Origin of the sequence: Desulfitobacterium sp. LBE, from assembly GCF_007830365.1 — a bacterium.
Taxonomy (GTDB): Bacteria; Bacillota; Desulfitobacteriia; order Desulfitobacteriales; family Desulfitobacteriaceae; genus Desulfitobacterium; species Desulfitobacterium hafniense.
The window spans coordinates 4,259,781-4,286,260 of sequence record NZ_VLKD01000001.1 but is presented as its reverse complement, the minus strand read 5'-3'; the positions used below and the strand labels follow the sequence as shown (position 1 = coordinate 4,286,260).

Annotated in this window: 21 protein-coding genes; 2 read left to right on the top strand and 19 right to left on the bottom strand. The window is 48.5% G+C overall.

The window, feature by feature from the left end; genetic code table 11:
• Positions 1–13: 13 nt before the first annotated feature.
• From DESLBE_RS20200 to DESLBE_RS20145, 12 genes are all read right to left on the bottom strand, one after another.
• The gene (locus tag DESLBE_RS20200) at positions 14–1,876 is read right to left on the bottom strand and encodes a nucleoside-diphosphate sugar epimerase/dehydratase (RefSeq protein WP_041272023.1); all 1,863 of its coding nucleotides are present in this window, start codon (positions 1,874–1,876) and stop codon (positions 14–16) included.
• A 120-nt stretch (positions 1,877–1,996) separates the two neighbouring features.
• The gene (locus DESLBE_RS20195; protein WP_144678057.1) at positions 1,997–3,856 is read right to left on the bottom strand and encodes a cell wall-binding repeat-containing protein; all 1,860 of its coding nucleotides are present in this window, start codon (positions 3,854–3,856) and stop codon (positions 1,997–1,999) included.
• 168 nt (positions 3,857–4,024) lie between these two features.
• Positions 4,025–4,309, bottom strand: coding sequence for a hypothetical protein (locus tag DESLBE_RS20190; protein ID WP_144678056.1), 285 nt, complete (start codon positions 4,307–4,309; stop codon positions 4,025–4,027).
• A 162-nt stretch (positions 4,310–4,471) separates the two neighbouring features.
• The gene (locus DESLBE_RS20185) at positions 4,472–5,215 is read right to left on the bottom strand and encodes an ARC6/PARC6 family protein (protein ID WP_243131358.1); all 744 of its coding nucleotides are present in this window, start codon (positions 5,213–5,215) and stop codon (positions 4,472–4,474) included.
• A 153-nt stretch (positions 5,216–5,368) separates the two neighbouring features.
• Positions 5,369–6,034, bottom strand: a complete 666-nt coding sequence (locus DESLBE_RS20180; protein ID WP_005817114.1) for an SdpI family protein — start codon at positions 6,032–6,034, stop codon at positions 5,369–5,371.
• 33 nt (positions 6,035–6,067) lie between these two features.
• Positions 6,068–6,412, bottom strand: coding sequence for an autorepressor SdpR family transcription factor (locus DESLBE_RS20175; RefSeq protein ID WP_144678054.1), 345 nt, complete (start codon positions 6,410–6,412; stop codon positions 6,068–6,070).
• A 670-nt stretch (positions 6,413–7,082) separates the two neighbouring features.
• Positions 7,083–7,808, bottom strand: coding sequence for a hypothetical protein (locus tag DESLBE_RS20170; protein ID WP_005817118.1), 726 nt, complete (start codon positions 7,806–7,808; stop codon positions 7,083–7,085).
• 304 nt (positions 7,809–8,112) lie between these two features.
• Positions 8,113–8,997, bottom strand: a complete 885-nt coding sequence (gene galU / locus DESLBE_RS20165; RefSeq protein ID WP_018305574.1) for a UTP--glucose-1-phosphate uridylyltransferase GalU — start codon at positions 8,995–8,997, stop codon at positions 8,113–8,115.
• A 175-nt stretch (positions 8,998–9,172) separates the two neighbouring features.
• Positions 9,173–9,781, bottom strand: a complete 609-nt coding sequence (gene clpP / locus DESLBE_RS20160; RefSeq protein ID WP_011461047.1) for an ATP-dependent Clp endopeptidase proteolytic subunit ClpP — start codon at positions 9,779–9,781, stop codon at positions 9,173–9,175.
• Between the two features lie 142 nt (positions 9,782–9,923).
• Positions 9,924–10,781, bottom strand: a complete 858-nt coding sequence (locus DESLBE_RS20155; RefSeq protein WP_144678053.1) for a sugar diacid recognition domain-containing protein — start codon at positions 10,779–10,781, stop codon at positions 9,924–9,926.
• Between the two features lie 279 nt (positions 10,782–11,060).
• Positions 11,061–12,365: a (Fe-S)-binding protein gene (locus tag DESLBE_RS20150; RefSeq protein ID WP_011461049.1), complete on the bottom strand. Its 1,305-nt coding sequence runs from the start codon at positions 12,363–12,365 to the stop codon at positions 11,061–11,063.
• 1 nt (position 12,366) lies between these two features.
• Positions 12,367–13,755 (bottom strand): FAD-linked oxidase C-terminal domain-containing protein, encoded by a 1,389-nt coding sequence (locus DESLBE_RS20145; RefSeq protein WP_005817128.1) that lies wholly within the window; start codon positions 13,753–13,755, stop codon positions 12,367–12,369.
• Positions 13,756–14,121: 366 nt separating this feature from the next.
• Between DESLBE_RS20145 and DESLBE_RS20140 the strand changes: the two genes are divergently transcribed.
• The gene (locus DESLBE_RS20140; RefSeq protein WP_026183926.1) at positions 14,122–14,844 is read left to right on the top strand and encodes a FadR/GntR family transcriptional regulator; all 723 of its coding nucleotides are present in this window, start codon (positions 14,122–14,124) and stop codon (positions 14,842–14,844) included.
• A gap of 113 nt (positions 14,845–14,957) precedes the next feature.
• On the opposite strand, the gene DESLBE_RS20135 is transcribed toward DESLBE_RS20140, so the two are convergent.
• The 6 genes from DESLBE_RS20135 to DESLBE_RS20110 all read right to left on the bottom strand — a co-directional run bounded on the left by DESLBE_RS20135 (position 14,958) and on the right by DESLBE_RS20110 (position 23,900).
• A complete protein-coding gene (locus DESLBE_RS20135) occupies positions 14,958–18,089 on the bottom strand; it encodes an efflux RND transporter permease subunit (RefSeq protein WP_018212284.1) in 3,132 nt (1,043 codons plus the stop codon).
• A complete protein-coding gene (locus DESLBE_RS20130) occupies positions 18,086–19,225 on the bottom strand; it encodes an efflux RND transporter periplasmic adaptor subunit (protein ID WP_035242977.1) in 1,140 nt (379 codons plus the stop codon). Before DESLBE_RS20130 ends, DESLBE_RS20135 begins: the two co-directional genes overlap by 4 nt.
• Before the next feature lie 148 nt (positions 19,226–19,373).
• Complete coding sequence (locus DESLBE_RS20125; protein ID WP_035214699.1) at positions 19,374–19,949, bottom strand: TetR/AcrR family transcriptional regulator; 576 nt, start codon at positions 19,947–19,949, stop codon at positions 19,374–19,376.
• A gap of 288 nt (positions 19,950–20,237) precedes the next feature.
• The gene (locus DESLBE_RS20120; protein ID WP_058490552.1) at positions 20,238–21,536 is read right to left on the bottom strand and encodes a DUF445 domain-containing protein; all 1,299 of its coding nucleotides are present in this window, start codon (positions 21,534–21,536) and stop codon (positions 20,238–20,240) included.
• Positions 21,537–21,551: 15 nt separating this feature from the next.
• Entirely contained in the window at positions 21,552–22,775 is a 1,224-nt protein-coding gene (locus DESLBE_RS20115) for a DUF445 domain-containing protein (RefSeq protein ID WP_058490550.1), read from the bottom strand.
• A 201-nt stretch (positions 22,776–22,976) separates the two neighbouring features.
• Positions 22,977–23,900 (bottom strand): MBL fold metallo-hydrolase, encoded by a 924-nt coding sequence (locus tag DESLBE_RS20110; RefSeq protein WP_005817141.1) that lies wholly within the window; start codon positions 23,898–23,900, stop codon positions 22,977–22,979.
• A 152-nt stretch (positions 23,901–24,052) separates the two neighbouring features.
• Between DESLBE_RS20110 and DESLBE_RS26670 the strand changes: the two genes are divergently transcribed.
• The gene (locus DESLBE_RS26670; protein ID WP_005817143.1) at positions 24,053–24,214 is read left to right on the top strand and encodes a hypothetical protein; all 162 of its coding nucleotides are present in this window, start codon (positions 24,053–24,055) and stop codon (positions 24,212–24,214) included.
• 121 nt (positions 24,215–24,335) lie between these two features.
• Here DESLBE_RS26670 and DESLBE_RS20105 read toward each other — a convergent pair whose 3' ends face one another.
• The gene (locus tag DESLBE_RS20105; RefSeq protein ID WP_144678052.1) at positions 24,336–26,420 is read right to left on the bottom strand and encodes a heterodisulfide reductase-related iron-sulfur binding cluster; all 2,085 of its coding nucleotides are present in this window, start codon (positions 26,418–26,420) and stop codon (positions 24,336–24,338) included.
• Positions 26,421–26,480: the final 60 nt, after the last annotated feature.

Genomic DNA, 26,480 nt, shown 5'->3' with positions numbered 1-26,480 from the left:
AATTTTTTCCCCCTTATTGATTGGCAACTGCCTTGGAAGCTTGCTTTCTAAATGTAGGCACAATGGCTTGCAACTGTCCCATAACTTCTTCCCGGGTGAGATAGGAGCCCCGCTCACGGATGAGGTGAATAAGTTCCTCAAGCTGTGAAACATTGATATTATTGGGTTTGGCTACGAAAATCCGTTTATGTTTCGTCGCTGAAGTTCCTTCTTCTGCGGTAAGGAGTTCTTCAAAGAGTTTTTCACCGGGGCGCATCCCTGTGAATTTAATCTTGATATCCACATCCGGTTCAAACCCGGAGAGGCGGATGAGATCCCGGGCAAGATCCAGAATCTTGACCGGCTGGCCCATATCCAAGATAAAAATCTCTCCCCCCTGAGCCATGGAGCCGGCTTGAATCACCAGCTGGGAGGCTTCAGGTATGGTCATAAAGTAGCGAACCATATCGGGATGAGTGACTGTAACCGGCCCGCCTTTGGCAATCTGACGCTTAAAGGTGGGAATAACGCTTCCCCGGCTGCCCAGTACATTGCCAAAACGTACCGCCACATACTTGGTGTCGGAACGCTTGTCCATGCTCTGGATCACCATCTCCGCCACCCGCTTGGTGGCCCCCATGATACTGGTGGGATTGACTGCCTTATCGGTGGAAATCAGGACAAAGGTCTTGACCTTGGCGGCATCCGCTGCCTCGGCCAGATTGCTGGTACCCATAATGTTATTTTTCATGGCCTCTTCCGGATTCTTTTCCATGAGAGGGACATGTTTATGGGCCGCGGCGTGGAACACCACACCCGGTTTATAGCGCTGGAAGACGAGATGGACTTTTTCCCGGTCCTTGATATCCAAAATCTCCGTGACCACATCCAACCCCGGGTTTTCCGAGCGCAGTTCCTGTTCGATGTCAAAGACGCTGTTTTCGCCATGGCCCACGATAACCAGTTTAGCCGGGTTAAAGCGGGCGACCTGCCGGCAAAGCTCCGAGCCGATGGACCCGCCGCCGCCGGTAATCAGGACCGCTTCACCTGCAAGGTAACCTGCTACATCCTCCAGATCGACGGTGACGGCTTCACGCCCCAGCAAATCCTCCACTTGAACCTGGCGGATTTCTTTGGTATCCACTTTACCGCTGACCACGTCGAACACACCGGGCATGATCTTCAGATCCACACCGGTTTTTTCGCAGATGCCCACGATCTCCCGGATGACGTCCCCGGAAGCCGAAGGCATGGCGATAATAATCTTATCAATATTATGGTTTTTAACGACCCGGGGGATATCCCGGCGGGTGCCTAAGACAGGAATCCCCATGAGCTGCAGTCTTTGCTTGGTGGCTGCATCATCGATATAGCCCACAGGACGGCCTTCCCGATAGTTTTTGTTTTTCAGCTCCCGGGCGGCCATCACTCCCGCATCCCCTGCGCCAATAATCAGGACTTGATTCTGAGAGCCGGGCACATGGGGAGTAAAAATATTGTCCTGAAGGATTCTCCAAATAAAACGGGAGCCGCCAATTAAGAAGAGAGTACTGAACCACATAAGAGCCGATACTGTATGGGGAAAACGCATGGGAGCAATGAAATACACTACGGTGATTGTCCCTGCTGCGGCGACGGTCACGGCAAAGATGATGGATATGAGCTCGCCAATGCTGGCATATTGCCAGAGCTTGTTATACAAGCCGAAAATATAGAACACACTTAAGTAAATCAGGGTTGCCGTCCAGGCGGAATGAGTCAGTGTGAGCAGATATTCCTCAGGTATGGTTCCGTCCCCATCCACAGCAAAGCGAATATAAAAGCTTAAAAACACTGCCAGATTAATTAACACAGCGTCAATAACCATTAATAGTAGAGTCCTTTTGCGCAATATCATGGTAAAAATGATCCCTTCCCGGCAAACTATTTACACCGTTCTTCAGTTTACTATAGTTTCTGCCATTTTACAACATGACATACCTTGTCTGCGGGGGCGGGAAATGGCCCCTGCTCCATCTTAATCGGTCAGGTTGACGGCTACATAAGTATTTTCCAATAGCTCCTTAAGCTCGGCAACCTGCTCAGGGGATACCGCTCCCTCTCCCCCAAAGATATACGGCTGGGTTTCAAAATTACAGGGGTATTGGGCAATGGCATTTTTCAGCCGGGGATAATCCTCGATGGAGCTTTTAGGAAGCAGGATGACCGTGGCATTGAGGCGGGCGGCCAAAGCGGCACCGGCTAAGGCATCCGGGAATTCCTGCCCTGTAGCAAAGCATAAACCCTGGCTTTCTCCTGCAAAGGCCTCCGCTACTGCGGCCATGGTATCGTAGCGGGAATCTCCGTATAATCGCACCAGTTGTGAGGAAGGTAAACTGAGCTGCTCTTGGATTGTATCTTGAATCGACAGGCTGATCGCCCCTTCGCCGCCAATCAAATACACCTTCTGCGGATTTAAATCTTTTAAGGCTTCCAGGGTTTCCCGGGGTAGAGTCTTTCCTTCTGTAAGGAGGATGGGCATTTGTTTGATTCCGGCGACAGAAGCGATACTGAGAGCATCGGGGAAGTTTTGTCCGGTGGCAAGGGCGACGGCTTCGATGGAACCCGCCGACAGAGACTGAGCTATTCCTGATGTAGCCAAAGCAATATTCGCCGCCGTCTCATAGCGATTGAGGCCGCTGACCCGTATCTGCCGCTCACTGTCCCAGCCTAAGTCTTCCAGCTTGGCTGATATTTTCTGGCTCAAGGCTCCTTCTCCACCCAGCAGGATCACTTTTTCCGGGCCTAAGGCCATGATGGCTTCCGCCACCCGCGCTTCCAGAGCTTGGCTGGAAGTCAGGAGAATAGGCGCGTCATATTGAGCCGCCAAAGGAGCGCCGGCCAAAGCATCGGGAAAATGATCAGCCCGGGCCAGGACGACAGTTCCCGCCCCGTCCGGCCATCCCTTTAAGGCTTGCTCAATGGCTGTATCAATCCGATCCTTGCCGGCTAAACGGATCAATTCCAAAGCTACAGGCGTTTGGGGCGGATCGGGTACTTCTTCTTCGTAAGGGGGGTCTTGTGTATCGACAGGATTATTGGAATTATTGGGATCATCCGGATTTTTCGGCTCATTAGGGTCACCGGGATCGGCGGGCTCGCCGCCGGGAGTGTCCGCTGAGTTGAGATCTCCATAATGGATAGGTTCCGGAGTCATCCAGCTATCCGTCTTGAGGGGAATTCCCGCAGCGGGAAGCAGTTCCGCGGGAATGGAAGTGACCTCCACAGGATCGATGTACCGGGCTAAAAAGCCCTCCGGGTGAGCCAGAACGTTAAAAATTTTCTCTTGATAAGTCAAAGTACCAGGGCTTGTTGCGGCGAGAGTATTGGGGTTGTTTTTGTCCGTCCAGATATTATAGGCCCATAAGGCAAAATACCAGTTTTCCAGTTTATTGCGATCCCCGTCCCCGATGGTTGGCGTAAAGCGCCATTTTTCATCGAGAAGTTCGGCACCCACACGGAGGTTGAACATAATGTCCGTTTTAAGTTTATGGATGGTTTCAAGGTCGTTATCATTATAGGTTGCCACCTGCATAATCCCAATGGCAGGATGCTCTGGTCTTGAAAACAAAGGGTTCCCTTCTTTATCGAATTGACGCCAGGAACTTTCTTTAAAGGCGATGGCTTTGAGTATTATGCTGGGGATTGCTTTTTCTTTGGCTACCTCTTCGATCATTTGATTGATCTCATCATAGGATGGATTAACATAGATATCGCCCGTTGTTTGAGATAAACTCTCCGGATTTGCCGCAGCATAAAGGGTGGCAGGCTGACTTAAAGTTTGCGTGGTTAATAAAGCACAAATCATCATACCGGTTATGGCATAGCGTCGAATCACGGCAACTCCTCCTAATTCGTGTCGATTTGTACTTATTTCAACATTTTCTCCTTGTTTCCTTCCTCAAAGTTGGAGATTCTGCGGAAATAATAAGGCCTGGTTCTGTTCTGCCGAAGAACAAAACCAGGCGATTAGTGGCGTGCTTTATCGTTTAAGCCTTAATGCTTATTATTTAACTACTCTTACATGGGCTGTTTCGATCTGCAAACGATCAAGCTTTCCCTTAATCTGATCCAATTCAGTAAAGATATGTTGATTGACATCCTTCTGAACTTCCCGGGCGTCAAATAAGGCCTGGATCTTAACATTAGTCTCATTCTCTAATGTTAGTTTAATGTGAGTCACTTCCGACGTCAGAGCTTCTTGTCCGATTTTTAAAGCTGTAACATCATTCCTTAACTCTTCCTGACCTTTAAGCAGTTCACCCAAGATGCTTAAGATTTTCTCTTCCAACCCTAAGCCCTCCCCATCACTAAACAATTGGTATTCTACCAAGCCCATTTTAGCAAATTTTCATAACGAATGAAACAGGCCCAGCCATTGATTCCTAAATTTAGAAACCGACGGCTGGGCTGAACGCCTAGCTTATAATAGATTTAGAAGTGCTTTTGGGCTCTAGGGTTCTAAGAGAGTCTCCCCGGTAATGAGCCAGCGAGTATCTTTCTTCACCAAATTGGCTCGCACTTTAACCTGATGCTTGGTGCTTTCTCCCAGGGTCATTTGATTGCCGATATCATAGTCTTGTGCAACATAACTATAAACGGCCGTCAGTGTCGCCGAGGTCGAGGCCGCGGAGTCCACTTTTAGTTCGTCAAAGCGAATAGAACTGACTTCCATCCCCACGCCCTGAGCGATGAATGGTTCCGCCTGGCGGGCATGTTTTTCAAAAAGCTCTCCAGTATAAGCCTCTGCCAATTTGGCCCGGAAAGCGGTCATATCCGGGGATTTCCAGGCTTCAAATAATGTGGCTACATTAAGTTTGTAATCGGTCAGGATCGCTTGGGCCAGGTCTTCAGGAACATTGTTCGTTGCCTTTCCCGGCTCTAATTCCGCCGGGTCCAAAACTTCTTCTTCCGGGCTATAGGGGTGTAGCCCATCCATGCCGGCCTGGGGAGTCAAACCGCCTGATCCGAAAGGATTTAATCCATTGTCGGGGTTATTCGGGCTTAAAGCGGAACCTGAGGTAGAATCATTTAACATACCCCCTATGGCCCCGGTGGTGGATTGTGAGTCCTTATTCCAGAAAGCCAGCCGCGGATTTCCATCCGCCGGTGTGGTTGCCAGGGCATGGCCTACGACTCCGATGACTAAGCCCACCCCAAGGGCTACAGACCCAATGAGTAAATACATCTTACGCATAACAAAAATCTCCTTTTCCTGGATTCTATTCATAGCTTGACCATGGAAAAGAGATTTTAGACACAAGCCCCTAACTATTTTTTGAATCGGGGGACAGGTCCCATTATTCAGCCGGGACCAAGGAAGGCTGCTCCCTGATCCCAGTCGGTTGCATTAAATACTGAGCCTGCGATAGACGAGATAGGAATAGGCCATGGGAACCACCGCAATGAGGACGATGACGATGCCAAAAAGAGGTTCCGTCCATGCTGCAGGGAGAACTCCGGCCAGGGCCATGAGTATACCTCCGACGATCCAGATAGGTCCGGCAAAACGATGGGTCTTTGCCCAGACTTCTTCATTAGCCAAGGTCCAGGGAGTCCGGATACCAAAGGTATAATTGAATTTGATTTTGCCGAAGTAATTGCCCAATAGAATAAAGATAATGCCAATTCCCGAGAAATACCAGCGGGGCAGGGTCTCCAAATAACCCAGGGCCACTGCTATAGTTCCCCAGTACATAAGGGACAAAAATGCTACCAGGGTAGTGCTGACGATCCAGAAAACCCGTCCCATCTTAAGGTAATTGGCCTTTTGGGGATCGATCCGGGGAATGATCCAAAACAAGATATAGACCCCCAGGGTGATCAAGGGCAAAAGAAAGGCGCCGGTCAAAGCACCGGAATACCCATCCACCTGTCCGGCAAGGTTCCAATGGGAGGGAACTTGTTCAGGGAGCCGGGGATAAGCCCAAATGCCAATGATAATATTAATGATAACAAGTATGCCTGCTATGACTTTAAGAAGTCTTCCATGAGTGCTGGTGTTTGTTTTTTCCATACATATTCCCCCTATGGCTTTGATTTAAATGATCTACTTGCGGGTCCTGGCTGTCTTCTGTGGAGTTTCATCAGCATCGTGGTCATCATGAAAAAACTCCAATTCTTCAGGTTGCTTGCCTGTAAATTCCAGAAACCAACCCATAATGCCTTCGAAAACGGAAGTATTGAGAGTGTAATAGATATTCTGTCCCTGCCTTCGATCGCTGATGAGATCAGCCTGCTTCAGCATATTTAAATGATGGGAAATGCTTGGTTTGGTCATATCAAAATGATCGGCGATTTCTCCGGCTGTTAAATCTCCGGCCCGCAGGAGTTTAAGAATCTGACGGCGTGTTTTGTCTGAGAGGGCTTTAAAGGTTTCATTGAGCGGAGACATATTATCCCCCCTTAGGTTAGGTGCATTTAGATATTTAGATAATTTTCTAATCATCTTAATATTAGTTTAACCCATTGCAGTTTATACGTCAACAGGAAGGCCGGCGTAACCCTTCGGTAAAATCTGGTGCATCTGTCCCGCCTTAAAGAAACAAGACCTGACCCGTCGGTCAGATCTTGTTTCTTTAAAGCGCGCATTATTTTCATTTTATTCACCATGAAGCGAATCTACTTCACCGCTTCAACCTCTCTGACCATTATGAGCATTTCGGCCTTAAGCGCTCAAGGCCGGCAATGCTCCATGGAGAAGATCTTCTCACTTAGCTAGATCCTTTCTCAAGTGATGCAGCCTATTGTTACGCCGGCTGGTGCGCACTTTCGTTGCTTTTCCTGATACCTGCAGCATCGATTGAATCAAAATCGTTCTGCAGACCAAAACCCCTTTAGGGTTTTCTTCATACGTAAAAACGTTCTTCCTGTGCCATATTCAGTTGTCCTCTTGACTTGAACTCTATCTCAATGCTTTTGCTCATCATTACGTCGAACGGTCCTCTGCCCGTCACGGTATTGCATTCGATCTTTCGTGGAGAATCAGCCGCAATCTTTGACATACTCTTTACTTTTTCCATAGTGCATTTCCTTCCTATAGTCCCTGTAAAAAGTCGAACCCTCTACCGTTTTGTGGCAAATGGAGTGGCCCCGTAAATCTTCGAACTCTGATCATCACGCATGAGATGGGTGTCCAAATCATGAAGTTCCTGATGGAACTGCTCAATGCGAACTTTGTCCTTCGCATCAAAAGCATCGGCTCCACGATTCAGCAAGGCACTGAAGTATTCACTAAATTGTGCCGTTGGGTTGGTCTCGCCCTTTAAGCGTTGATCCCACAGGGATTTGTGGAATACGATATAGCGCTTAATGTCTTCTTCATTCATCTGGGGACCTGCATTAGGTCCAAATAAATACCCATCCACATACTGATGGATATTCCAAGCTGCACCAAAAACCAGATTCTGGGCATCTTGGCTCAAGCCATTCTCGCCAAAAAAGCCGGCGACAGATGGGGCTAAATTGATGTCTTTTGTATCGGGCTCTTTATATTTCTTTGGCCCTGAGACATCTCCCTGTGGAGTGGCATTGATACCTGGCGGTTCTGTCACTGTTACAGCAGGGCTAACCCCGGGGGATTGTCCAGGCGGACTTTCGGTTACATTAGGATCCTGAGGGTTCGCGCCTTCAACAGGAGGAGCTTGAATAACGACAGAATCTTTTTCGGGCGCTGCCTTATTCATAAAGACCTTCCAGGCACTCGGTCCATAGATTCCGCCGACAACCACCGCACCGGCCAGTACGAGGGTTCCCGCCAGAGTAAGGACCTTCTTTTTGTCGAACTCCATGAATCTCCCTCCTTTTTAATGGAATATAGTTCTTTACTATATTACCAATTTTTAGGAATAAAACCTGTCGCTTTTCCTGAATGTCCCGACCCTTTTTCCGTCCTCAGCTTGTCCGATTTGGCATAAGTCTACCCAGGGGTACAAGCTTTCGCGAAAAAAGAACAGCAAATTCTATCGTGCCGGCAGTATGGGATTTTTATGGAGCAAAAAAGAGGGCTGTGCCCTCTTTAAAAATCACGTTATTTATAGTGAGCAACCCCAGAATCAAGGGACCTGTCCCTGTGATTCGTATTCACTCTCTCCGCTATTCATCCGATTCAATCCGTTGTTTGAGGTAGCGCATGAGAGGTTCGGCGAGATCTTCCCGGCGCAGGGCGTATTCAATGGTGGCTTGAACAAAACCCAGCTTGTCCCCCACATCATAACGCTGTCCGTCGAACTCATAAGCAAGAATCTCCTGGAACCTGGCCAGTTCTTTTAAACCGTCCGTAAGCTGGATCTCTCCTCCTTTGCCGGGGGGGATACTCTCCAAGATGCCAAAAATCTCGGGATTAAGAATATAGCGGCCCATGATAGCCAAACGGGCCTCAGGAGCATCCTCAGGCTGTGGCTTTTCCACCAGGTCCAGAGCCCGGTATAAGGAATCATCGAGAGGTACCGCGTCAACAATTCCATACTTTGAGGTATCTTCCAGAGGTACCTGTTGGACGCCAACGATACTGGCCCCATGCCGTTCGTAGACATGCATCATCTGCCTGAGGCAGGGTACTTCGGAATGGATAATATCATCGCCTAACAGGACGGCAAAGGGCTCTTTGCCGATGAATTTCCTGGCACAATAAATAGCGTGTCCCAGCCCCAAAGCTTCTTTCTGGCGCACATAATAAATATCCACCATCCGGGCTATATCCTGAACCATGTCCAGGAGTTCTTCCTTCTCACTTTTCTGAAGAAAGGTCTCCAATTCTATGGAGCGATCAAAATGGTCCTCAATGGCCCGCTTATTGCGGCCGGTGACAATGATAATATCTTCGATTCCGGAGTGAACGGCTTCCTCGACAATGTATTGAATAGTCGGTTTATCCACGATGGGAAGCATCTCTTTGGGCTGGGCTTTGGTAGCGGGTAAAAACCGGGTTCCCAAGCCTGCTGCCGGAATAATGGCCTTTCTAATCCGTCGCGTGCTCAATTCCTCTACTCCTTTTTAATTCGTTCGCATGTGTTTTGATATCTATCAACAGATATGTAAATTATAGCTGGATTTTGCTGGTTTGTATATATTATCCATAATCTTACTCAAGCTCATCATGAGTTGGGTAAAAAAAGTGAAGCAAGAGAATAGTTCCCTTGCTTCACAATGGTTCTTATTTTTTAGGTTGGTTGGGTTTTTCCAGGACTTCATCAATCAGGCCGTATTCCTTGGCCTCTTCCGCCGTCATGTAGCGATCACGGTCTGTGTCCGCTTCGATTCGTTCGATGGTTTGGCCTGTGCGTTCAGCGAGAATGCGGTTCATACGTTCTTTGACCCGGAGTAAATGCTTGGCATGGATCTCGATCTCGGTAGCCTGGCCGGAGATGCCGCCGCCGCCGATTAAGGGCTGATGGATAAGGATCTCGGCATTGGGAAGAGCCTGGCGCTTGCCTTTAGCCCCGGCGGTTAAGAGGAAAGCTCCCATGCTGGCCGCCAAACCGACACAGATAGTATGGACGTCGGCGCGAATGTATTGCATGGTATCATAGATAGCCATCCCTGCGGAGATGGATCCTCCCGGGCTATTGATATATAAGAAAATATCCTTCTCAGGATCTTCCGCTTCCAGGAAAAGCATTTGGGCGACGACCAGATTGGCTACATCATCAGTAACCGGTCCCCCTAAGAAGATGATGCGATCTTTAAGCAGTCTTGAATAAATATCATAGGAACGCTCGCCACGATTGGTTTGTTCAATGACCATTGGCACTAAATAGCTCATTAAGAATCCTCCTTGTCTGTTCTTTAACCAGTAACTTGTCTGTTGTTAACCAGTAACCGTTAATTGTTCTCACTATATCCTTTCCCGATACTCTTATTTTAGTACAAAGGTCAATAAAGGTCAAATATAAATTAGCGACAAATTATAACTCATCGGCCAGCTTACTCAGGTAATGACCGACTTTTTTTACCCCTTCCACCATAGCGGCGATATTCTGGGTGTTGCCGGCCTGCTCTTGATTGATTCTGCCGCTCTGGCTCACACCTGCTGCCACAGCTTCGATGGTATCCCGAAAGTTCTTCAGAATGACCTGGATATCATTGGCCGAACGGCTGCTGTCTTCGGCAAGCTTGCGCACCTCTCCTGCCACCACTTGGAAGCCCCGACCCTGCTCTCCCGCCCGGGCAGCCTCGATGGCGGCATTAAGCCCCAATAAGTTGGTCTGGTTGGCGACCCGCCGAATAAAGTCGAGAATTTCTTCTGTGGCTTTAACTTGCTCATGGCCTTTCTGCGCCTGCTCTGCCACCGCTACCCCAATCGAAGTTACCTCATGGGAGGAGGCGACCATTTCTTCTATGGCTGCCGCTGCCTGATCGATGGATGCTGTCAGGGTTTGAACCTGCTCCCGAATGGTGGCCTTAATTTCTTCATCCCGGATGGTGGTAACGACCATACCTGTAGCCACCTTGGCAATAGGTGTAATAATGGCTAAGGGCCCGGCAATGCCAAAGCTTCCGATCTTGGCTCCATTGAGCTTGATCGCCAGGCTGAACCCTTCCTTCATGCTTCCTCCTGAGCGTTCAGCATCTTCTGCGGTAACCACCGCGGTATCCTGGCTGCTGGTTAAAATCTTTTGGCTTCCTGCATGGATCACACCCAGCCGGGCTTTAGCCGAGTCAGCGATAATGCGGGCCGAAGGATCGCACACGATACTATGGTACCCGCTTTGTTCATAAATAAATTCTACAATTCTATTGGCGATAGCCGAAGTTAATTCCATCGTCGCACCCCTTTATCTGTTCTTGCTGTACATGCTATAAAAGAATATTCAGAGAATATCCTAACTAATATTCGGCATGGTGAGGATTGCCTTCAGAATTTCTTGTCAAAGCATTCTTGATATACTATATATATTCCTTTTTATTATGTAATAAAAGTATCTGCCAATAATGCGAAAGAGCAGTGCAAACCGAAGTTTGCACTGCTTAAGTCCCAACTTTTTCCCCTGAATCGTCTTCAGCTTATTGAACACATTATGGAGAACAAAGAGCAAGGCCCCCTAGCGGGCTGCTTGTTTTGCTCCTTTTTTACCTGCTTGGTAGGATTCAGCGAGAATTTGAACGGTATGCATGACATTTTCATGCAAGCCGGCATTCATCACACCACTGGTCAGTTGTAAACGGCAGGCCGGGCAGCCGGTGACCACTGTATCGGTGTGAGTTTGGGCAATGTCCGCAATTTTCTTGGCGCCGATCTGACCGGACAGATCCGGATGAACCAGGTAGAAAGATCCGGCCATGCCGCAGCAGCGATCCGGTTTTTTCATCTCAATAAATTCCAGACCGGGAATGGAGTTGAGGATCTGACGGGGTTCTTGATTGACCCCTTGACCACGGTTTAAGTGGCAGGGATCATGATAGGTCACTTTGCGTTGAACAGGTCCCAGCCCTTCTTTCTTATAGGGAACCTTATGAATCAGGAATTCCGCTATATCATAGGTCCGGGCTGCCCATTTGTCCGCTAAAGCTTTCATTTCCGAATCCTCTTCGAAAATCTGCGGGAAAGTGTGCTTCCATGCTTCCCCACAGGAGGAACAGTTGGAAATGATCACATCAGGGTTCAGCTTTTCAAAAGCCAGCAGATTGCGGCGAGCGCAAGCCTTGGCCGATTCCACATCCCCATTGACGGCTGCGGGAGTTCCGCAACAGCCTTGATCTTTAGGAACGACAATTTCACAGTCGTTTTCCTTTAAGACATCGACGACGGCCTTACCCATATCGGTGTAGAAGTAGTTGGTCATACAGCCGATATAGTAGCCCACCCGCATTTTGGGCTCTTTTACTTTGGTGACTTCAGGAAGTTCATCTTTTAAGGGGCGGGGAGCAAGGTTGGGCAGGATCTTTTCCTTACCGATGCCGATATCAATACGGAGACGGGCTCCTTTATCACTGCCGTGAACACGTTTCATAGCCAGCCCTTGGAAAGTGCTTCCCATCTTCATACCAAAGTCAAAGAGACGGTTGGCTTTAAGGGCGGTAAAGGCAATCTTCTTGACTGGATGGAGGCCTTTTTTACGAACGGCTTCGGCCCGGGCGGCCAGAATAATTTTATCAAAGCGAACTCCACAAGGACAAATCTTATTGCAGGCCATACAGGTGGTGCAGAGGGATAGACGGTCGGCAATGCCTTCTGTCATCTCCACCTCACCCTTCATGACCATCTGAACCAAGCTGATTTTCCCCCGTGCCACCGAGACTTCCCGGCGGTTTTCTTTGTAGATGGGGCAAACTTCTTGGCAGTTTCCGCATTTCATACATTTATTTAATTCGTCTTGGATGGAGTCAAGTGAACTGTAAATACTCACCTTAGTCCCTCCTCACCATTTTACCAGGGTTAATGCGATAATCAGGGTCACATGCTTCTTTGATATCTTTCAGGAGCTTTACACCGGCCTCACCGAATTCCAGAGGCAAGAACTTGGCTTTAGCCATGCCAATACCATGCTCACCGGAAAGAGTTCCGCCCAAGGATACGGCTACCTGGAAGATTTCCTCGACAGCCTTATCGACGCGTTCCATTTCTTCCTTGTTGTTCTCATCGGTCAGAATCGTGGGATGGAGATTGCCATCACCGGCATGACCGAAGGTTCCGATCAAGAGATCATATTTTTCAGCGATTTGGCGGATAGCTTTAATCATGTGGGGAATCTTGCTGCGGGGAACAGTAGCGTCCTCCAGTACAGTGGTCGGTCTGCGCTGAGCCAGGGCAGGCAGGGCATTCCGGCGAGCCAGCCAGATCTTGTCCCGTTCTTCATCGGTCTTAGCCACATTGATTTCTACAGCGCCCTGCTCTTTAAGAATCTTCTCTACCAGAGCTGCTTCACGCTCAACGGCTTCCTTATAGCCATCTACTTCACAGAGCAAAATTGCTTCAGCATCCACAGGAAGTCCGGCATGGGTGAAGTTTTCTACCGTGCGGATGGTGATATTGTCCATGATTTCCAGGGTTGCGGGAATAACCTTGTTGCGGATAATGGCGGCAATGGCATTTCCTGCTTTATCAATATCATCAAATACGCCGAGGAGTGCTTTTCTGGCTTCGGGTACGGGATTCAGCTTGACAATGATCTCGGTGATGATACCCAGGGTCCCTTCAGCGCCGGTAAATAAAGCGGTCAGATCATAGCCGGTCACATTCTTCACTGTTTTGCCGCCCCATTTGATGATATCCCCATTAGCGCGAACCAGCTTCATGCCCATCACATAATGCTTGGTCACCCCGTATTTCAGCCCACGCAGACCACCGGAGGACTCGGAGACAGAACCGCCCATGGTGGCAGTTTTTACTGTACCGGGATCGGGAGGATAGAAAAGGCCATGCTCTAAGGCCGCATCATTTAAATCTTGAATGATCACACCGGGTTGAACAGTCGCCGTCAGGTTCTCAGCGTCCACCTCGATGATCTGGTTCATATGCAGCATGGACATAACGATTCCTTTTTCAATAGGAATGGTCCCGCCGCTGAGGTTGGTAGCCGATCCCCGCGGATAAACGGGAAGATCATACTTGGTGGCAATCTTCATGACTTCCGAGACTTGTTCCGTGGTCTTTGGGGTAACAAAGACATCCGGAGTTTGATGAGGCATAGCTGCTGTGGCGTCATAAGAGTAAGACAGGAGTTCTTCATGCTCCGTGACCACATTCTCTTTGCCCAGGACTTGGATCAGTTCATTCAAAGCTTCCGCTTTTAACATAACAATAAATCCTCCTTATGTGGAATTAAAATAATGAATAAGCTATAATGAGTACGTATCCACTGGTCTGACCATCCTATGATACGCTGTGTTATTACACTATACTATTCGGTGAGATTTGATAAATTCCTACATTGGGAAAAAAAGAACTTTTCGATTAAAAAAAACTTTCTGATTATACCTCATTTATTCGCATTTTCAGATTTGAGAATGAGTTTGCCCAGCCCGGCGAGGGAAATGTGCGGGGAATTAGATGTTGCAGGGTACTAGCCCCTGCCCTGTGCAATATGATATAATTTTTACGCAAGTAAGAATTATTAAAAAAAACAAGCGGTGATCAATGATCTAAATTGCGAGGTAAAAGAAATGGATATTCGACCGATTAAAAGCAAACGGACCACTGAAATTATCTTAGATCAAATTAAAGAGCTTATTGTGAAAGGCGAACTTTCTCAGGGAGATAAGCTCCTTACCGAAAATGAACTTTCGGAACGTTTTCAGGTCTCACGGACTTCGGTCCGGGAAGCCCTGGCTGCTCTGAGCTTAACAGGAATTTTAGAGATCCGCCAAGGGGGCGGCATCTATGTCAAGGCGAATGCCTCCAACGCTATTATCGAGCCCTTGACTTTTATTCTCCTGTTGGAAAAGAATAAGCTGCAGAATATTCTTGAGGTCCGCAAAGCTTTGGAAGTGGAAGCTGCCGGTTTAGCCGCCCTGCGCCGCAACGAGGAAGAGCTGGCAACCCTTAAAGAACTCATTGAGCAGATGGAAAATGATTTGCCGGATGCCCAGAACAGTGAGGCCCTTGATTTAAAATTCCATCTGACCTTAGCCAAGGCCAGCGAGAATCCTCTCCTCGACCGGATGATGAATACTGTTCAGGAAATTATGGGCCAGACTTTGCAAGTGACCCGAGCCCTTTGGATGTCGGCTACCACCGAAGGTACTTCATACCGGCTTTTTGAAGATCACCGAAATATTTACGAAATGATCCGGGACCAAAATGCGGATATGGCCCGCAAATTGACCTATGAACACCTGCGCAAAGTGGAGTTGGCGCTGGGTAAGTATCGGGAAGAGGAAGAATAACACTTAACCTGGTCAAATGAAAGAGGAGGGCGCTTTGCCCTCCTCTTTCATTTAATAACTCAGGTGAATCATATTCACCTAGGATGAATCACGGGACCTGTCCCCATGATTCACTAGACTGTGACGGTTTCACTGGATTCTGAGGCTGCTTTTCTTTTACCCTTTCTTTTCAGGAAATTCTTAAAGTCTTCATTGATAGTGTAGATTACCGGAACCAGAATGAGGGTGGAAAGGGTGGATAGAGTCATACCAAAGATAACCACGATAGCCATGGGAGCCATGGTCTCTGCGCCCTCCCCTATGCCCACAGCCATGGGAATAAGGCCCAGCGCTGTAGCCAGTGAGGTCATCATGATGGGGCGCAAACGGATGGGGCCGGCATTCTCAATGGCTTCTTCACGGCCATCGCCCATCTCACGGCGCTTATTAATATAGTCTACCAAGACAATGGCATTACTTACTACGATACCCGTAAGGAGAATGAGCCCGATAAAGGCCGGAACGCTGATCGTACTCCTGGTAATAAAGAGGCCCAGCATTCCTCCCGAAAAGCCCATGGGCAGCGAGAAAATAATCGTGAAGGGATGGATCAGGGACTCAAACTGAGCGGCCAGAATCATGTAGACCAGGACAATCGCCAGGATTAAAGCCATCCCTAAGTCTTGGAAGGATTTAACCATTTCTTCATTTTCTCCGCCCATATCATAGGTGTAGCCATTGGGAAGAGGATAATTGTTGAGCTTGGCTTGAATATCATTGGTGACGCTGACCAGATCCCGGCCCACAATATCACTGCTCACATGAACGACACGAGCCTGGCCTGAACGTTCAATGGCTGTGGGGCCGCGTTCAATGGTCACTTCGGCGATCTGGCTTAAAGGCACATCTGTACCAAGGGGTGTTGTGATGGGGGTTTGTTCTAAATTGGATAGGGATTGCTTAAAGGTATCATCACCCGTGATGACCACGTTGATCTCTTTTCCTTCATAGCGATATCTTGTGGCCGTGGTCCCGGAAAGAGTACCTTTCAGACCATTGGCAATCTGATAGGCGGTAAGCCCGTATTTAGAGGCCTTCTCCCGGTCAATTGCCACCTGGACTTCAGGAATTCCTTCCCCCATGCTGGTTTTTACTTCCCGGGTTCCTTCTACAGAGGCCACCATGGCCTGAATATCTGTGGCAATCTGCTGCAGCTGGTCGAGTTCGTCCCCTTTAATCGCTATATCGATAGGGGTCGTTGTTCCCATGGACATCATATCGGTCACCGCGACTTCGATTTTGGCTCCGGGAATATCCTTAGTCAAAGCACGAAGTTCCTCGGCCACTTCATCAACACTGCGCTCCCGCTCCATAAGCGGAACCAGCTGGATTGTAATGGAGCCTGAATTCCCTGATGCACCACCGAAGGACATCAGTCCTCCCCCTCCGACCTGAGCGAAGGCTGTTTGGACCTCCTCAATTCCTTCCAGGTGTTTTTCCACTTCGGCAATGGCGGCATCTGTATCCTCTAATTGAGCTCCGTCAGGCAGTTTTACACTAACTGTCATCTGTCCCGCGTCAGAGGAAGGCATGAATTCTGCTCCCACAAATAAAGTGGTAGCTCCGGAGAGAACAAAGATGAGAATGGAGCCCACGACGATGGTTTTGCGATGACCAAGAGCATAGTGAAGAAAGCGCCGATAGCTTTTCTCAATCCGGCCAAAGCCGTTATCAAAGCCCCGGCCAAAGCCGTCAAAAAGGCCTCTGAGCCCTTTGCGGCCCACAGGAATCTCCCCAACCTTCATGATTTTAGCGGATAAGGCGGGAACCAAGGTCAGGGATACGAGCAGGGAAGCACCTAAGGATATCCCTACGGTGAGAGCAAGATCCCGGAAAAGGGTGGCTGTCAGGCCTTCAACGAAGACAATAGGTAAAAATACGGCTACGGTGGTCAAGGTCGAGGCCGTAATCGCCATTCCTACTTCTGACACCCCTTTAATGGCGGCATCAAATTTGGAATGCCCGGCCTCCCGGAAGCGGTAGATGTTTTCCAGAGCTACGATATTGTCGTCAACCAGACGGCCCATGGCCAGGCTCAAACCGCCTAAGGTCATCATGTTGATGCTGACATCCATAAAATACAGACAAGCAAAGGTCGCCATAACGGCAATGGGGATGGCGGTTGCTGTAATAAAGGTGGTGCGCAGGTTATGGAAAAAGACAAAAAGGATGCCGATGGCCAGAATACCGGCGAGAAGGGCTTCTTTGAACACGGTATTAATGGTCTCTTTGATATACACCGATTCATCATAGACTGTGTCCAGGGTCAGTTCCGGAAATTCTGCTTTTAATTCGCCGATAGCCTTGGTAATGTCTTCGGCAACGGCCACGGTGTTGACTCCGGATTGTTTCTGAATAGCAATGCTGACACTTTGTAAGCCGTTGGTGCGGGAAATAGTGGTCACATCCGTGTGGCCAAGTTCCACATCGGCAATATCTTTTAACCGGACCTGCCCCCCTGTGTTGAGAGGAATCAGGAGGTTTTCTATCTCTTGGAGAGTTTGAAACTCACCTGTGGTACGGATGGTTAGATCCTGGTTTCCCTTTTTAACTTCCCCGGCGGGAGAATTAAGGTTTTCTGCCGCAAGGATACCGGACAGAGTACTGATGCTTAGACCATAGCCTTGCATTTTTTCCTGATGGGTTTTTATTTTTACTTCATTTTCGTAGCCACCGCTGATGGAGACTGAGGCAACCCCTTTGACCCGTTCAATCCGCGGCTTGATTTCATCCTCAGCCAGGGCCTGCAACTGGGCTAAATCCACATTTGCCGAAGACATGGTCAGTTGCATGATGGGCATCATGGAGATGTCGATTTTGAGAACCATGGGTGAACCGGCCCCTTCGGGCAACGCGAATTTGATCATATCCACCTTTTCGCGCATTTGCAGAGTGGCAAAGTTCATATCGGTTCCCGTTTTAAAGGAGGCCATGACGATGGACGTACCTTCTGTGGTGGTGGAGGTTACGATATCAATATTTTCGGTGGAAGATACGGCTCCTTCAATAGGATTCGTAATCAATTTTTCAATTTCCTGAGGACCAACTCCCGAGTATTCGGTCATGACGATGGCCATGGGAAGTTCAAACTCCGGAAAAAGGTCAATGGGCAGACGGGTCAAGGAGACGGTTCCTAAGAGAATGACGATCAAAACCGTCATGATAATGGTAACAGGGCGCTTGACGGAGGTTTCCGCTAGTTTCAAGATTCGCTCCCCCCTACCAGCTTGACTTTGCTTCCTTGCTCAACTAAGGTTTGGCCTTTGACAATCACTTGCTCTCCGGCCTGCAGGCCTTCGCGGATCTCCACTTCAGCCCCGGTATCCAGGCCGGAGACCACCTTCTTGGCGACAGCGCGCTCCTCTTCAACCACAAAGACTACATATTCTCCGTTTTTCAAAACAACGGCTTCACTGTTGACAGCAAGGACATTCTCTTTGGTTGCGGTGGGAATCTCAACTTTAGCGAACATGCCCGGCTTAACCAGATTTTCTGTATTCTCAATGGTCACTTTAACAGGATAGAGGCCGAGCTGTTGATTCGCTGCCGGAGCAAGGCTGGTTAAGACGCCTTTGATCTCCTTTTGCCCGGCGGAATTAATGATGACGGTTGCTTCTTGTCCCACTTTAAGGGTATTGACAATATTCTCAGGAACACTTAAGGAAACATAAAGAGCATCCAATTGGGTAACCGTCACGGCTGCCATGGCTTGAGAAGCCATTTGCCCCACCACTACATTAAGAGCGGCAACGGTTCCGCTGACGGGTGCCGTTACGGTCATATCGGATATAGCGTCATGAGCCTGGTTATAGCCCAGTTGAGCCTGCTCCACCTGGAGCTGAACTGCTTTAAGGTTATTCTCCAAGGAGGTAACCTGATCTTCGATACCTTCAAACTGGACTTTGGAAATAGCTCCGGCTTCGTAAAGGGCTCTTTGCCGTTCCAGATTCTCCTTGGCCGAATCCAGGGAATCCTTGGTCATCTGATAAGACAGCTCAGCACTTTTTACGGCTATAGCCGCCGTATCGACAGATTTCTGCAGGTCAACCGTATCCATCGTGAAGAGCACTTGTCCTGCCTGGACCGTATCCCCTACCTTGACGTTAATATTGGTAACCTTTCCCGGCATTTTAGGAACGATAGAGACCTCTTGATCTGAGATTACCTTCCCACTGAAAACCACCGTCTCTACTAAAGTCTTGGCCGCAGCCGGCTGAACTTCAACAGGAATATAGGATTCTTCTTCAACTACCGCCTGGGCTGCTTGGGAACCGCACCCCGTAGCGGTCAGGGTCAAGCCGATGATTAGGGCAGTTGATAATAAACGAAACCTTAACTTCATATAATCGTAATCCTCCATTTGGGTCTAAGCCCTAAGTTTTTGATGTGTAAGGAACTTTTGCTCTTTTGTCATGTTCTTTTTTTAATAATAAGGTCGAGAATAAGGTTTAGGTAATGAGTATGTATGCTGATGACCAAGGCGGCGGGTTTTAGTAAAGGAGGCCTGTAAGGATGGTCTTAGCGATCCCTGTATGATCGATCTCCTGAGGCGTAAAGTTCTCTTCAATAAGTTTCTTGAATACGTATTGATTCACTCCTCCGATGATTACCGCAACAGCCATCTCCGGATCGACATCAGAACGAATCTCCTGGATTTCCATCCCTTTTCTGACCTCATCTTCGATGGTTTTATAGACCAAATTCCAGTCGCTCTTCATCTGTGTCTTCATGTCTTCGGGCAGGGCTTGATGGGCAATATGTGAGTTCATCAGCACGGCATGAGCGTTCAGGAATTCTGCACCATACATGGATAAGTTCCTAATCTTCCCCAACATGTCTTCCCCTTCCGCCAAGGTCTTTAATAGCCCTTCTTGGAAACACTTGGTACAATAATGAATCATTTCTAAAAACAAGGCATTTTTACTGTCAAAGTACTCGTAAATCGTACCTTTTCCTACCCCCGCCTCCTTGGCGATATCCTCCATCTTTGCCCCCTCAAATCCTACCCCGGAAATAACTTTGAGGGCTGCCTTGAGGATTTCTATGCGCTTTTCTTCTTTTCCCACGTTAAGGATCCTCCGTTTTAATTCTTGCCAAGCGAACCCGACCACTTTCTCCCTTGTCAGGTAAACGCTTTTTTTGATCACATTTGGATTCACACTTGGTTCTCATATCCCCCCTTCTGAAAGACCATTTTCGGCAAGCCTATGGGAGCTTTACCTATCTTTGCAATCGCAAATAATATAGATTATTAAATTATCCATCTGTTCAGAACCGACTGTTCGGTCAGTCTATATTATTGTAATGCCAGATGCTTTGTGGAGTCAAATTAAATTCCATTTTTTAATCTATTTTTAATGTAGCTTTATTAACTCCAGCAAAGGGCTGTAGCCGTAATTCAAGATTACAAAAAGAAGTCCTCCCACGATCCCCCCCACCAGGGAGCCATTGATACGGATCCATTGGAGATCGTTGCCTGCTTTATCTTCGATGAAATGGTTCAGTTCCTCATTGCTTAAGCTCTCCAGAGTATCACGGACGGTTTGGCCGATCACTGCATGTTCGCTTTGTAAGGCTTGGGCCAGCACATCCTGAACAAATTGATCAACCAGAGCATGGAAATGAGTGTCTTCCTTCAGAGCAGACCACCAAGCAGCCAGCATTGGTTCCAGTACATGGTCAAGTGCCTGACCGGAAGGAAGCCTTCCTGCTTGCAAGCTGACTTGCACCTGCTCCAGAAGGCTTTCCAGAAAAGGCTGAAGTGTGGTTTCCGCGAGCAGGGTGTTTTTCCAGCTCTCCAGGGTATTTAGTGCATCAGGATCCCGCTCCCAGCTTTGCAGTTTCTCAAGTATAAGTTCCTTTAGCTGACCTCTTACGGGATGATAAGGGGCCTGGAGCTCTCTTAAATGGAGGATGAGCTCGATCTGCAGATCCTCTGCTGCCTCATCCAGATTGATGCCGTCGGTGACCTGAAACAGCCCCAGGATCGTTTTCTGAAGCTTGCCCCCGTTGCCTATTTGTTTTTCCTGGATTTGCCCGAGAACTTGGATCAACAGTTCCTTGGCCCGGGGTGTGGTGGCCAGGTCGATACCTTTGTCGATTCCCTCCTTGAGCAAGGGGTCAAGTTCATCCTTTTCAACCATGATACGTAGCTTGGCAAGAAAAAGTTTCGCTAATCCTGAATCCATAAGCTTATTTCTGATCATAGATTCTAAAACTGCAGCAGACTCAGGTATCTTCAGGTTTTGGCACTCTTTCCCTAAAGCTGTGCCCAGCTTTTCGGCAAGAAATGCTGCTCCTCCGGATTTTTCTACTTTACTGATCAACCAGGGACTGAGGCGGAAGCCTTGTATTTTTTGGCGCAGGAGATTCTCACTGAGCAGTTCGTTTTGAACCATGATTACTATTGCTTCCACCATCTTCTCCCGATTGCGGGGAATCAAGGCCGTATGATAGGGCCAGCCTAAAGGTTTGCGGAACAAGGCCGTCACGGCAAACCAGTCCGCCAGTCCCCCGACAAGGGCCGCCTCACTGACAAAGAGAAAGAAGTGAACCCCTGGAGCCGTGGGATAGGTGAACCTTAATCCTGCGGCAATGAGAAATACTATAAAAACGCTTCCCAGAACTCTATTGGCTTTACGATGATAGTCCATGCTAGTCCTCCTTGCTCAGACCAATAGCTGACTTGCCAGATAGATAGCTATACCCGCTACCCCTCCGACTACAGAACCATTAATCCGAATCATTTGCAAATCATCCCCGGCTTTGGATTCAATCAATTCCACCAGCATCTCATTGGAGTATTTCTCCAGTCCTTCATGGACGATCTCGCCGATTTTCTCATGTTTGTTATCGAGAAAAGGAAGCAAGAGACTTTGGACATGCTGATTAAAACCATGGCGTTTTTCCGGGCTTTCATTTAGGGAAAGAACACCTTCATCCAAGCTTCGCCAAAGCTGCTTCTTTAAGGCAAGGACACTTTCCGGGGTATGAAGCTTTTGGATAAGATCTGCAGTGAGGGTCTCAGCCAGCTTAGAATACATTGTGGATGCTAAGTGCGCCTTCTTCAACCACTCCAGAACCTCTGCAGCGGTTTGGTCCTCCAGCAGATAATCAGCGAGCTGTTTTTGAAGACTGTGGGCCAGCTGAGAAGGGTCCGGCAGAAACATGGCCAGGAACTTCCGGGAGGAACTCTGGCTTATATAGCGCTCGATGGATTTTTCCAGCCAGCGGGTCAGCCAAAGATGAATCTCGGTCTCCTGAACCCAGTGACTAAGGTTGTCCAGCAGGGCGGCAACAGCCTTTTTTCCCTCCTGGCCGGCTAATAAATTATGGAAAGCTTTTTCAGCCCAAGGGATAAACTGCTCTTCCCGTATGCTTGTCTGCTCCAAAAGCGCCAGGCTCTCTTGGTGCAATTCCTGGACACTGTCTCTCAGGTTCTCCTGGAGCTGCTGCAGACACCGGGTAAGAATGTCCTGCAGGGAATCTCTATCCAGCGCCTTCCAGATGGCAGTGGCAGGAGCGGCAAAATCATAGGTTTCCACTTTGGTTTTCAAAACCTCATGGGAAAGCAATTCATTTTCCACCATGGACCGTAAAGCCAGAAATATTCGTTCCCGGTTGCGGGGGATAATCTCTGTACGGAAGACCTTTCCTGCCGGTACTCCCAAAGGACGCCGAAACAGGGCATTGACTGCAAACCAGTCGGCAAGCCCCCCCACTAAGGCAGCTGAACAACCGCTCGTCACAAGCCCTCCCCAGAAGGCGCTCTGGAATGGATAGGCTGCAGCTAAGCCAAGGGCTGAAAGGCCGAGAGCGATATTGGCCTTGCGATAGGTGCCGCCATGGGCTCTTTTTTCTTTGGGGATGGGGAATTGATCGTTGTTTATCATCTTTTTCACCTTATCAATATTTAGTGTCATACGCAATTTAGTGTCATACGCAAATTTTCCGCCGGGCAAGGCGAGTTTCAAGTGTTGCCGGGTACTGGTATTTATGAAAAATCTCAGCAGCCGGATTAATCTTTCTTAGTATACCACGTTTTTTCGGAGTATGAAAAAGACCTTCTCCAAAGGAGAGGCCTTAGTTTTTTACTAACTCATTGAAGCTGTTTTTGAGGCAGTTGAGGGGAATTTCAGGGAATCCCAGCCAAAAACATAATGCATATAGGCAAATGCGGAAAGGGGGTTAAAATGGCCTTTGCTTAACTCCAGGCCTCCTGCATAGACCGATCCTGAGGGTGTGTAGCGGTCAATCTGCCTGAGGATTTGGTTGCGGATCTCCATACAGCGTGATGCCGGGGTTCTCCGGGCATTGCCGTGGGCCGGGAAATAGGCTTTGGCACCCAGGAATTCTACCCGTTCCAAGGCACGCATATAACTGGGGAGTCCGCTGACTATTGCTCCATTTTCCAGCCATGCTCCCGGATAGGGAACCACATCGGGCAGGAGGAAATCTCCGGAGAAGAGCAGCCCCAGGTCTTCTTCGTAATAAGACATATGACCTGCCGTATGCCCGGGGGTCAGGATGGTCTTGAGGGTGCCGTTGCCGGCTGGGATCACTTCCCCAACCTCTATCTTGGCGACTTCCTCCGGCAGTGCTGTGAGATAGGCCAGTTTTTTATTGTATTTTAAAATCATGGCCAGCTGCTCTGGGGGCACTCCCCAAACCTGCCCCGCATATTCTTCAAAAACCTTAAAGCTTTTGCCGCTGCAGAAATCAACCCATTCTTCATAATCCCGCTTCCCGATCAGAATCCGGGCACCGTCTTTTCTTAAGTTCTCAGCTCCCCCCGCATGATCCACATGCCAATGGGTAAGCAGGACTTGCTCCAGGCGCTGGATACCCAATTCCTGCAAGGCTTCTTGAATGGCTTGATAAACTTCAGGGGTATTCGTTCCCGCATCGATCAATGTGGGGACTTTACCACGGAGAATGTACAAGTTAACATGTTCTTCGCTTAAATCAATTGCAACTTTCAGGCAAAAGATCTCAGGCGCAATTTCTTTTAATTCCATCTCATATCTCCCCTCAAAGCCTCTTCATTTCAGGATTTCCTTATTTTTCTCCTTAGTCTATTCAATCCGGACCACTCTTATTTGTGTATGCTTGCAACATGTAGTACAATATATTTATCTATTTTTAATTTTCTAAGGAGGCCTTCTTCTCGATGAATTTACAAACCTCACCACAAACAACTCCTCCCCAAGCTGAGCAGGAAGTAAAGCATCCCTTTCAAGTGGTCTGCTCAGTGTGCCAAAAGACCATCAGCTATTCCGGCAAGGATGGGGAAGTTTTCTTAGTCAAATGTGACAAGTGCGACGGCATTTAAGGTGAGACGGTCATGAATCCATGACCGTCTCTTTTTATTTAGCCTGAACACATTATTCTCTCTCTTATTTTACCTTTTACCTGGATTCAGGATCTATTCTTTTTTATCTAAACTTTTTCACCTAAACTCTTTGGGCGAGAACTTCAGCGATATCCAAGGCTTTGGTTTTGTCCCCAGCCTCTTCTTTGGCGCTGATGCCGTCATTGATCATAGTGAGACAGAAAGGACAGGCTGTACCGATGATATCAGCCCCGGTAGCCATGGCTTCATTGGTACGCAGTTCATTGATGCGCTCTCCGCCGTGCTCTTCCAGCCACATCCGTCCGCCGCCGGCACCGCAGCAAAAGCTCTTATCCTTCGTCCGCTTCATCTCGATAACCTTTAACCCGGCCGCCTTAAGGATTTCCCGGGGCTCGCTGTAGATCTTATTATAACGCCCCAGATAACATGAGTCATGATACGTTACTTTAAGATCCTTGCCCAGGCTTGCTAAATCCTTGAGCTTGAGCTTTCCGCTGTCCAGAAGTTCTTTAAGATAGGTGGTATGGTGAACAACCTCATACTTACCGCCCATTTGAGGGTAATCATGGCAAAGGGTTTGGAAACAATGAGGGCATTGGGTAATGATCTTCTTTACACCGTAACCGTTCATCACTTCAATGTTCTCAGCTGCTAAGGTTTGGTAGAGAAATTCATTGCCCAGCTTGCGGGCTGAGTCTCCGCAACATTTTTCCTCATTGCCGAGGATGGCGAAATTCACGTTGGCTGCCCGCAGGAGTTTAACAAGGGCTGCGGACACCTTTTGGTTGCGGGCATCGAAAGCCCCGGAGCAACCAGGCCAATAGAGAATTTCTGCTTCAGGGTTCTCTGCCAGGGTGGGAACATCCAGCCCTTTCAGGAATTCTTCCCGCTTGTTCCAGCCGATGCCCCAAGGATTGCCGTTGTTTTCCATATTGCGGAAAGCAAGCTGGGCCTCACTGGGGAAACGGGATTCCATCAGCACAAGATTTCTTCTCATTTCCACGGTTTTGTCCACATGCTCTACGAAGACGGGACATTGCTGTTCACAGGAACGGCAGGTGGTACAATCCCAAATGTCCTGCTCCTGAATCACTTCGCCGATCAAGCCGCGGCCGGGAGGTACTGCTAAGGCAGCAGTCCCCTCCACTGCCGTGGCTGTCTCCCCGGAAGCCATCACACCTGCTTGCCGGCCTGCCTGTTTGGCTTCTTTTTTGGCTTGGCAAACAGCTTGATACTCTTCCTCAGCCCGGACTTTAATATCCTGGATGATCTGCTTAGGGTTGAGGTGCTTACCGCTGACGGTGGCGGGACAGTTCTCTTGACAGCGTCCGCAGCGGATGCAGACATCCGAGTTGAATATAGCCTTCCAGGAGAGTTGCTTGAATTCGCTTAACCCGAAAGTTTCCTGGGATTCGTCTTCAAAATCGATCAACTCAGGGACACCCATCGGTTCCCGCTTGCGCAGAAACTGGTTAAGGGGTCCCAGGAAAATATGAAAGAGCTTGGAGTAAGGCAAATAAGCGATGAACCCAAAGGCAACGAACATATGGAACCACCAGGTGAATTTATGCATAGCCAGCAGTTGTTCCTGGCTGAACATGGCCTGGAGGGGCTCAATCATCCAATAACCTGCAAAGCCATAAACAGCCCAGGGATCGTGCTCTCCGGCCATCCGCAAGCCTTGCAGCAGGAAGCCTGTGACTAAAATGACAAAGACAAGGGTTAAGGCAATAAGGTCATCTTGTTTGTTGTCCAATTTATCCTGGCGTTTGACATAACGGCGGTAATAAAGGTACAGCACCCCCAGGGTGGCCAACAAGCCAAAGAGATTCGTGGTTATCTTAATAAAGACATACAGCGCCCCTTTGAAAATATTGATCCCAAAGTCTGCCTGCAAGGTGATGATGGCTGTAGCAAAGAAAAGGAAAACAAACCCGACCAGAACAGCCAGATGCATGACTCCCGGCGTAAAGTCTTTGAGAATTCTCTTATGCCCAAAACCATAGACAATGATGTCTTTTATCCCTTGCCAGCTGTCCTTCCACCGGGTTTCCGGCTGCCCGATTTTCCAGAGACGATAACGCCGGACAACGCCATAAACGAAGGTTCCCAGCATAATGACTGCAAAAAAATACATGACGAGGTGATAATCAATATTCCAATAGATCTCCCGCGTAGGAGTCATACATTCCGACCTCCTTTTAACGACTTAACGACACTATGCGCCGGCTCCATCCACTAAATA

Coding starts and splice junctions, on each gene's coding strand:
- DESLBE_RS20200 (WP_041272023.1), bottom strand. CDS start 1,876: ATGATATTGCGCAAAAGGACTCTACTATTAATGGTTATTGACGCTGTG.
- DESLBE_RS20185 (WP_243131358.1), bottom strand. CDS start 5,215: ATGCGTAAGATGTATTTACTCATTGGGTCTGTAGCCCTTGGGGTGGGC.
- DESLBE_RS20180 (WP_005817114.1), bottom strand. CDS start 6,034: ATGGAAAAAACAAACACCAGCACTCATGGAAGACTTCTTAAAGTCATA.
- DESLBE_RS20175 (WP_144678054.1), bottom strand. CDS start 6,412: ATGTCTCCGCTCAATGAAACCTTTAAAGCCCTCTCAGACAAAACACGC.
- DESLBE_RS20170 (WP_005817118.1), bottom strand. CDS start 7,808: ATGGAGTTCGACAAAAAGAAGGTCCTTACTCTGGCGGGAACCCTCGTA.
- clpP (WP_011461047.1), bottom strand. CDS start 9,781: ATGAGCTATTTAGTGCCAATGGTCATTGAACAAACCAATCGTGGCGAG.
- DESLBE_RS20155 (WP_144678053.1), bottom strand. CDS start 10,781: ATGGAATTAACTTCGGCTATCGCCAATAGAATTGTAGAATTTATTTAT.
- DESLBE_RS20145 (WP_005817128.1), bottom strand. CDS start 13,755: ATGTTAAAAGCGGAAGCTTTGAATGAACTGATCCAAGTCCTGGGCAAA.
- DESLBE_RS20140 (WP_026183926.1), top strand. CDS start 14,122: ATGGATATTCGACCGATTAAAAGCAAACGGACCACTGAAATTATCTTA.
- DESLBE_RS20130 (WP_035242977.1), bottom strand. CDS start 19,225: ATGAAGTTAAGGTTTCGTTTATTATCAACTGCCCTAATCATCGGCTTG.
- DESLBE_RS20120 (WP_058490552.1), bottom strand. CDS start 21,536: ATGGACTATCATCGTAAAGCCAATAGAGTTCTGGGAAGCGTTTTTATA.
- DESLBE_RS20115 (WP_058490550.1), bottom strand. CDS start 22,775: ATGATAAACAACGATCAATTCCCCATCCCCAAAGAAAAAAGAGCCCAT.
- DESLBE_RS20110 (WP_005817141.1), bottom strand. CDS start 23,900: ATGGAATTAAAAGAAATTGCGCCTGAGATCTTTTGCCTGAAAGTTGCA.
- DESLBE_RS26670 (WP_005817143.1), top strand. CDS start 24,053: ATGAATTTACAAACCTCACCACAAACAACTCCTCCCCAAGCTGAGCAG.
- DESLBE_RS20105 (WP_144678052.1), bottom strand. CDS start 26,420: ATGACTCCTACGCGGGAGATCTATTGGAATATTGATTATCACCTCGTC.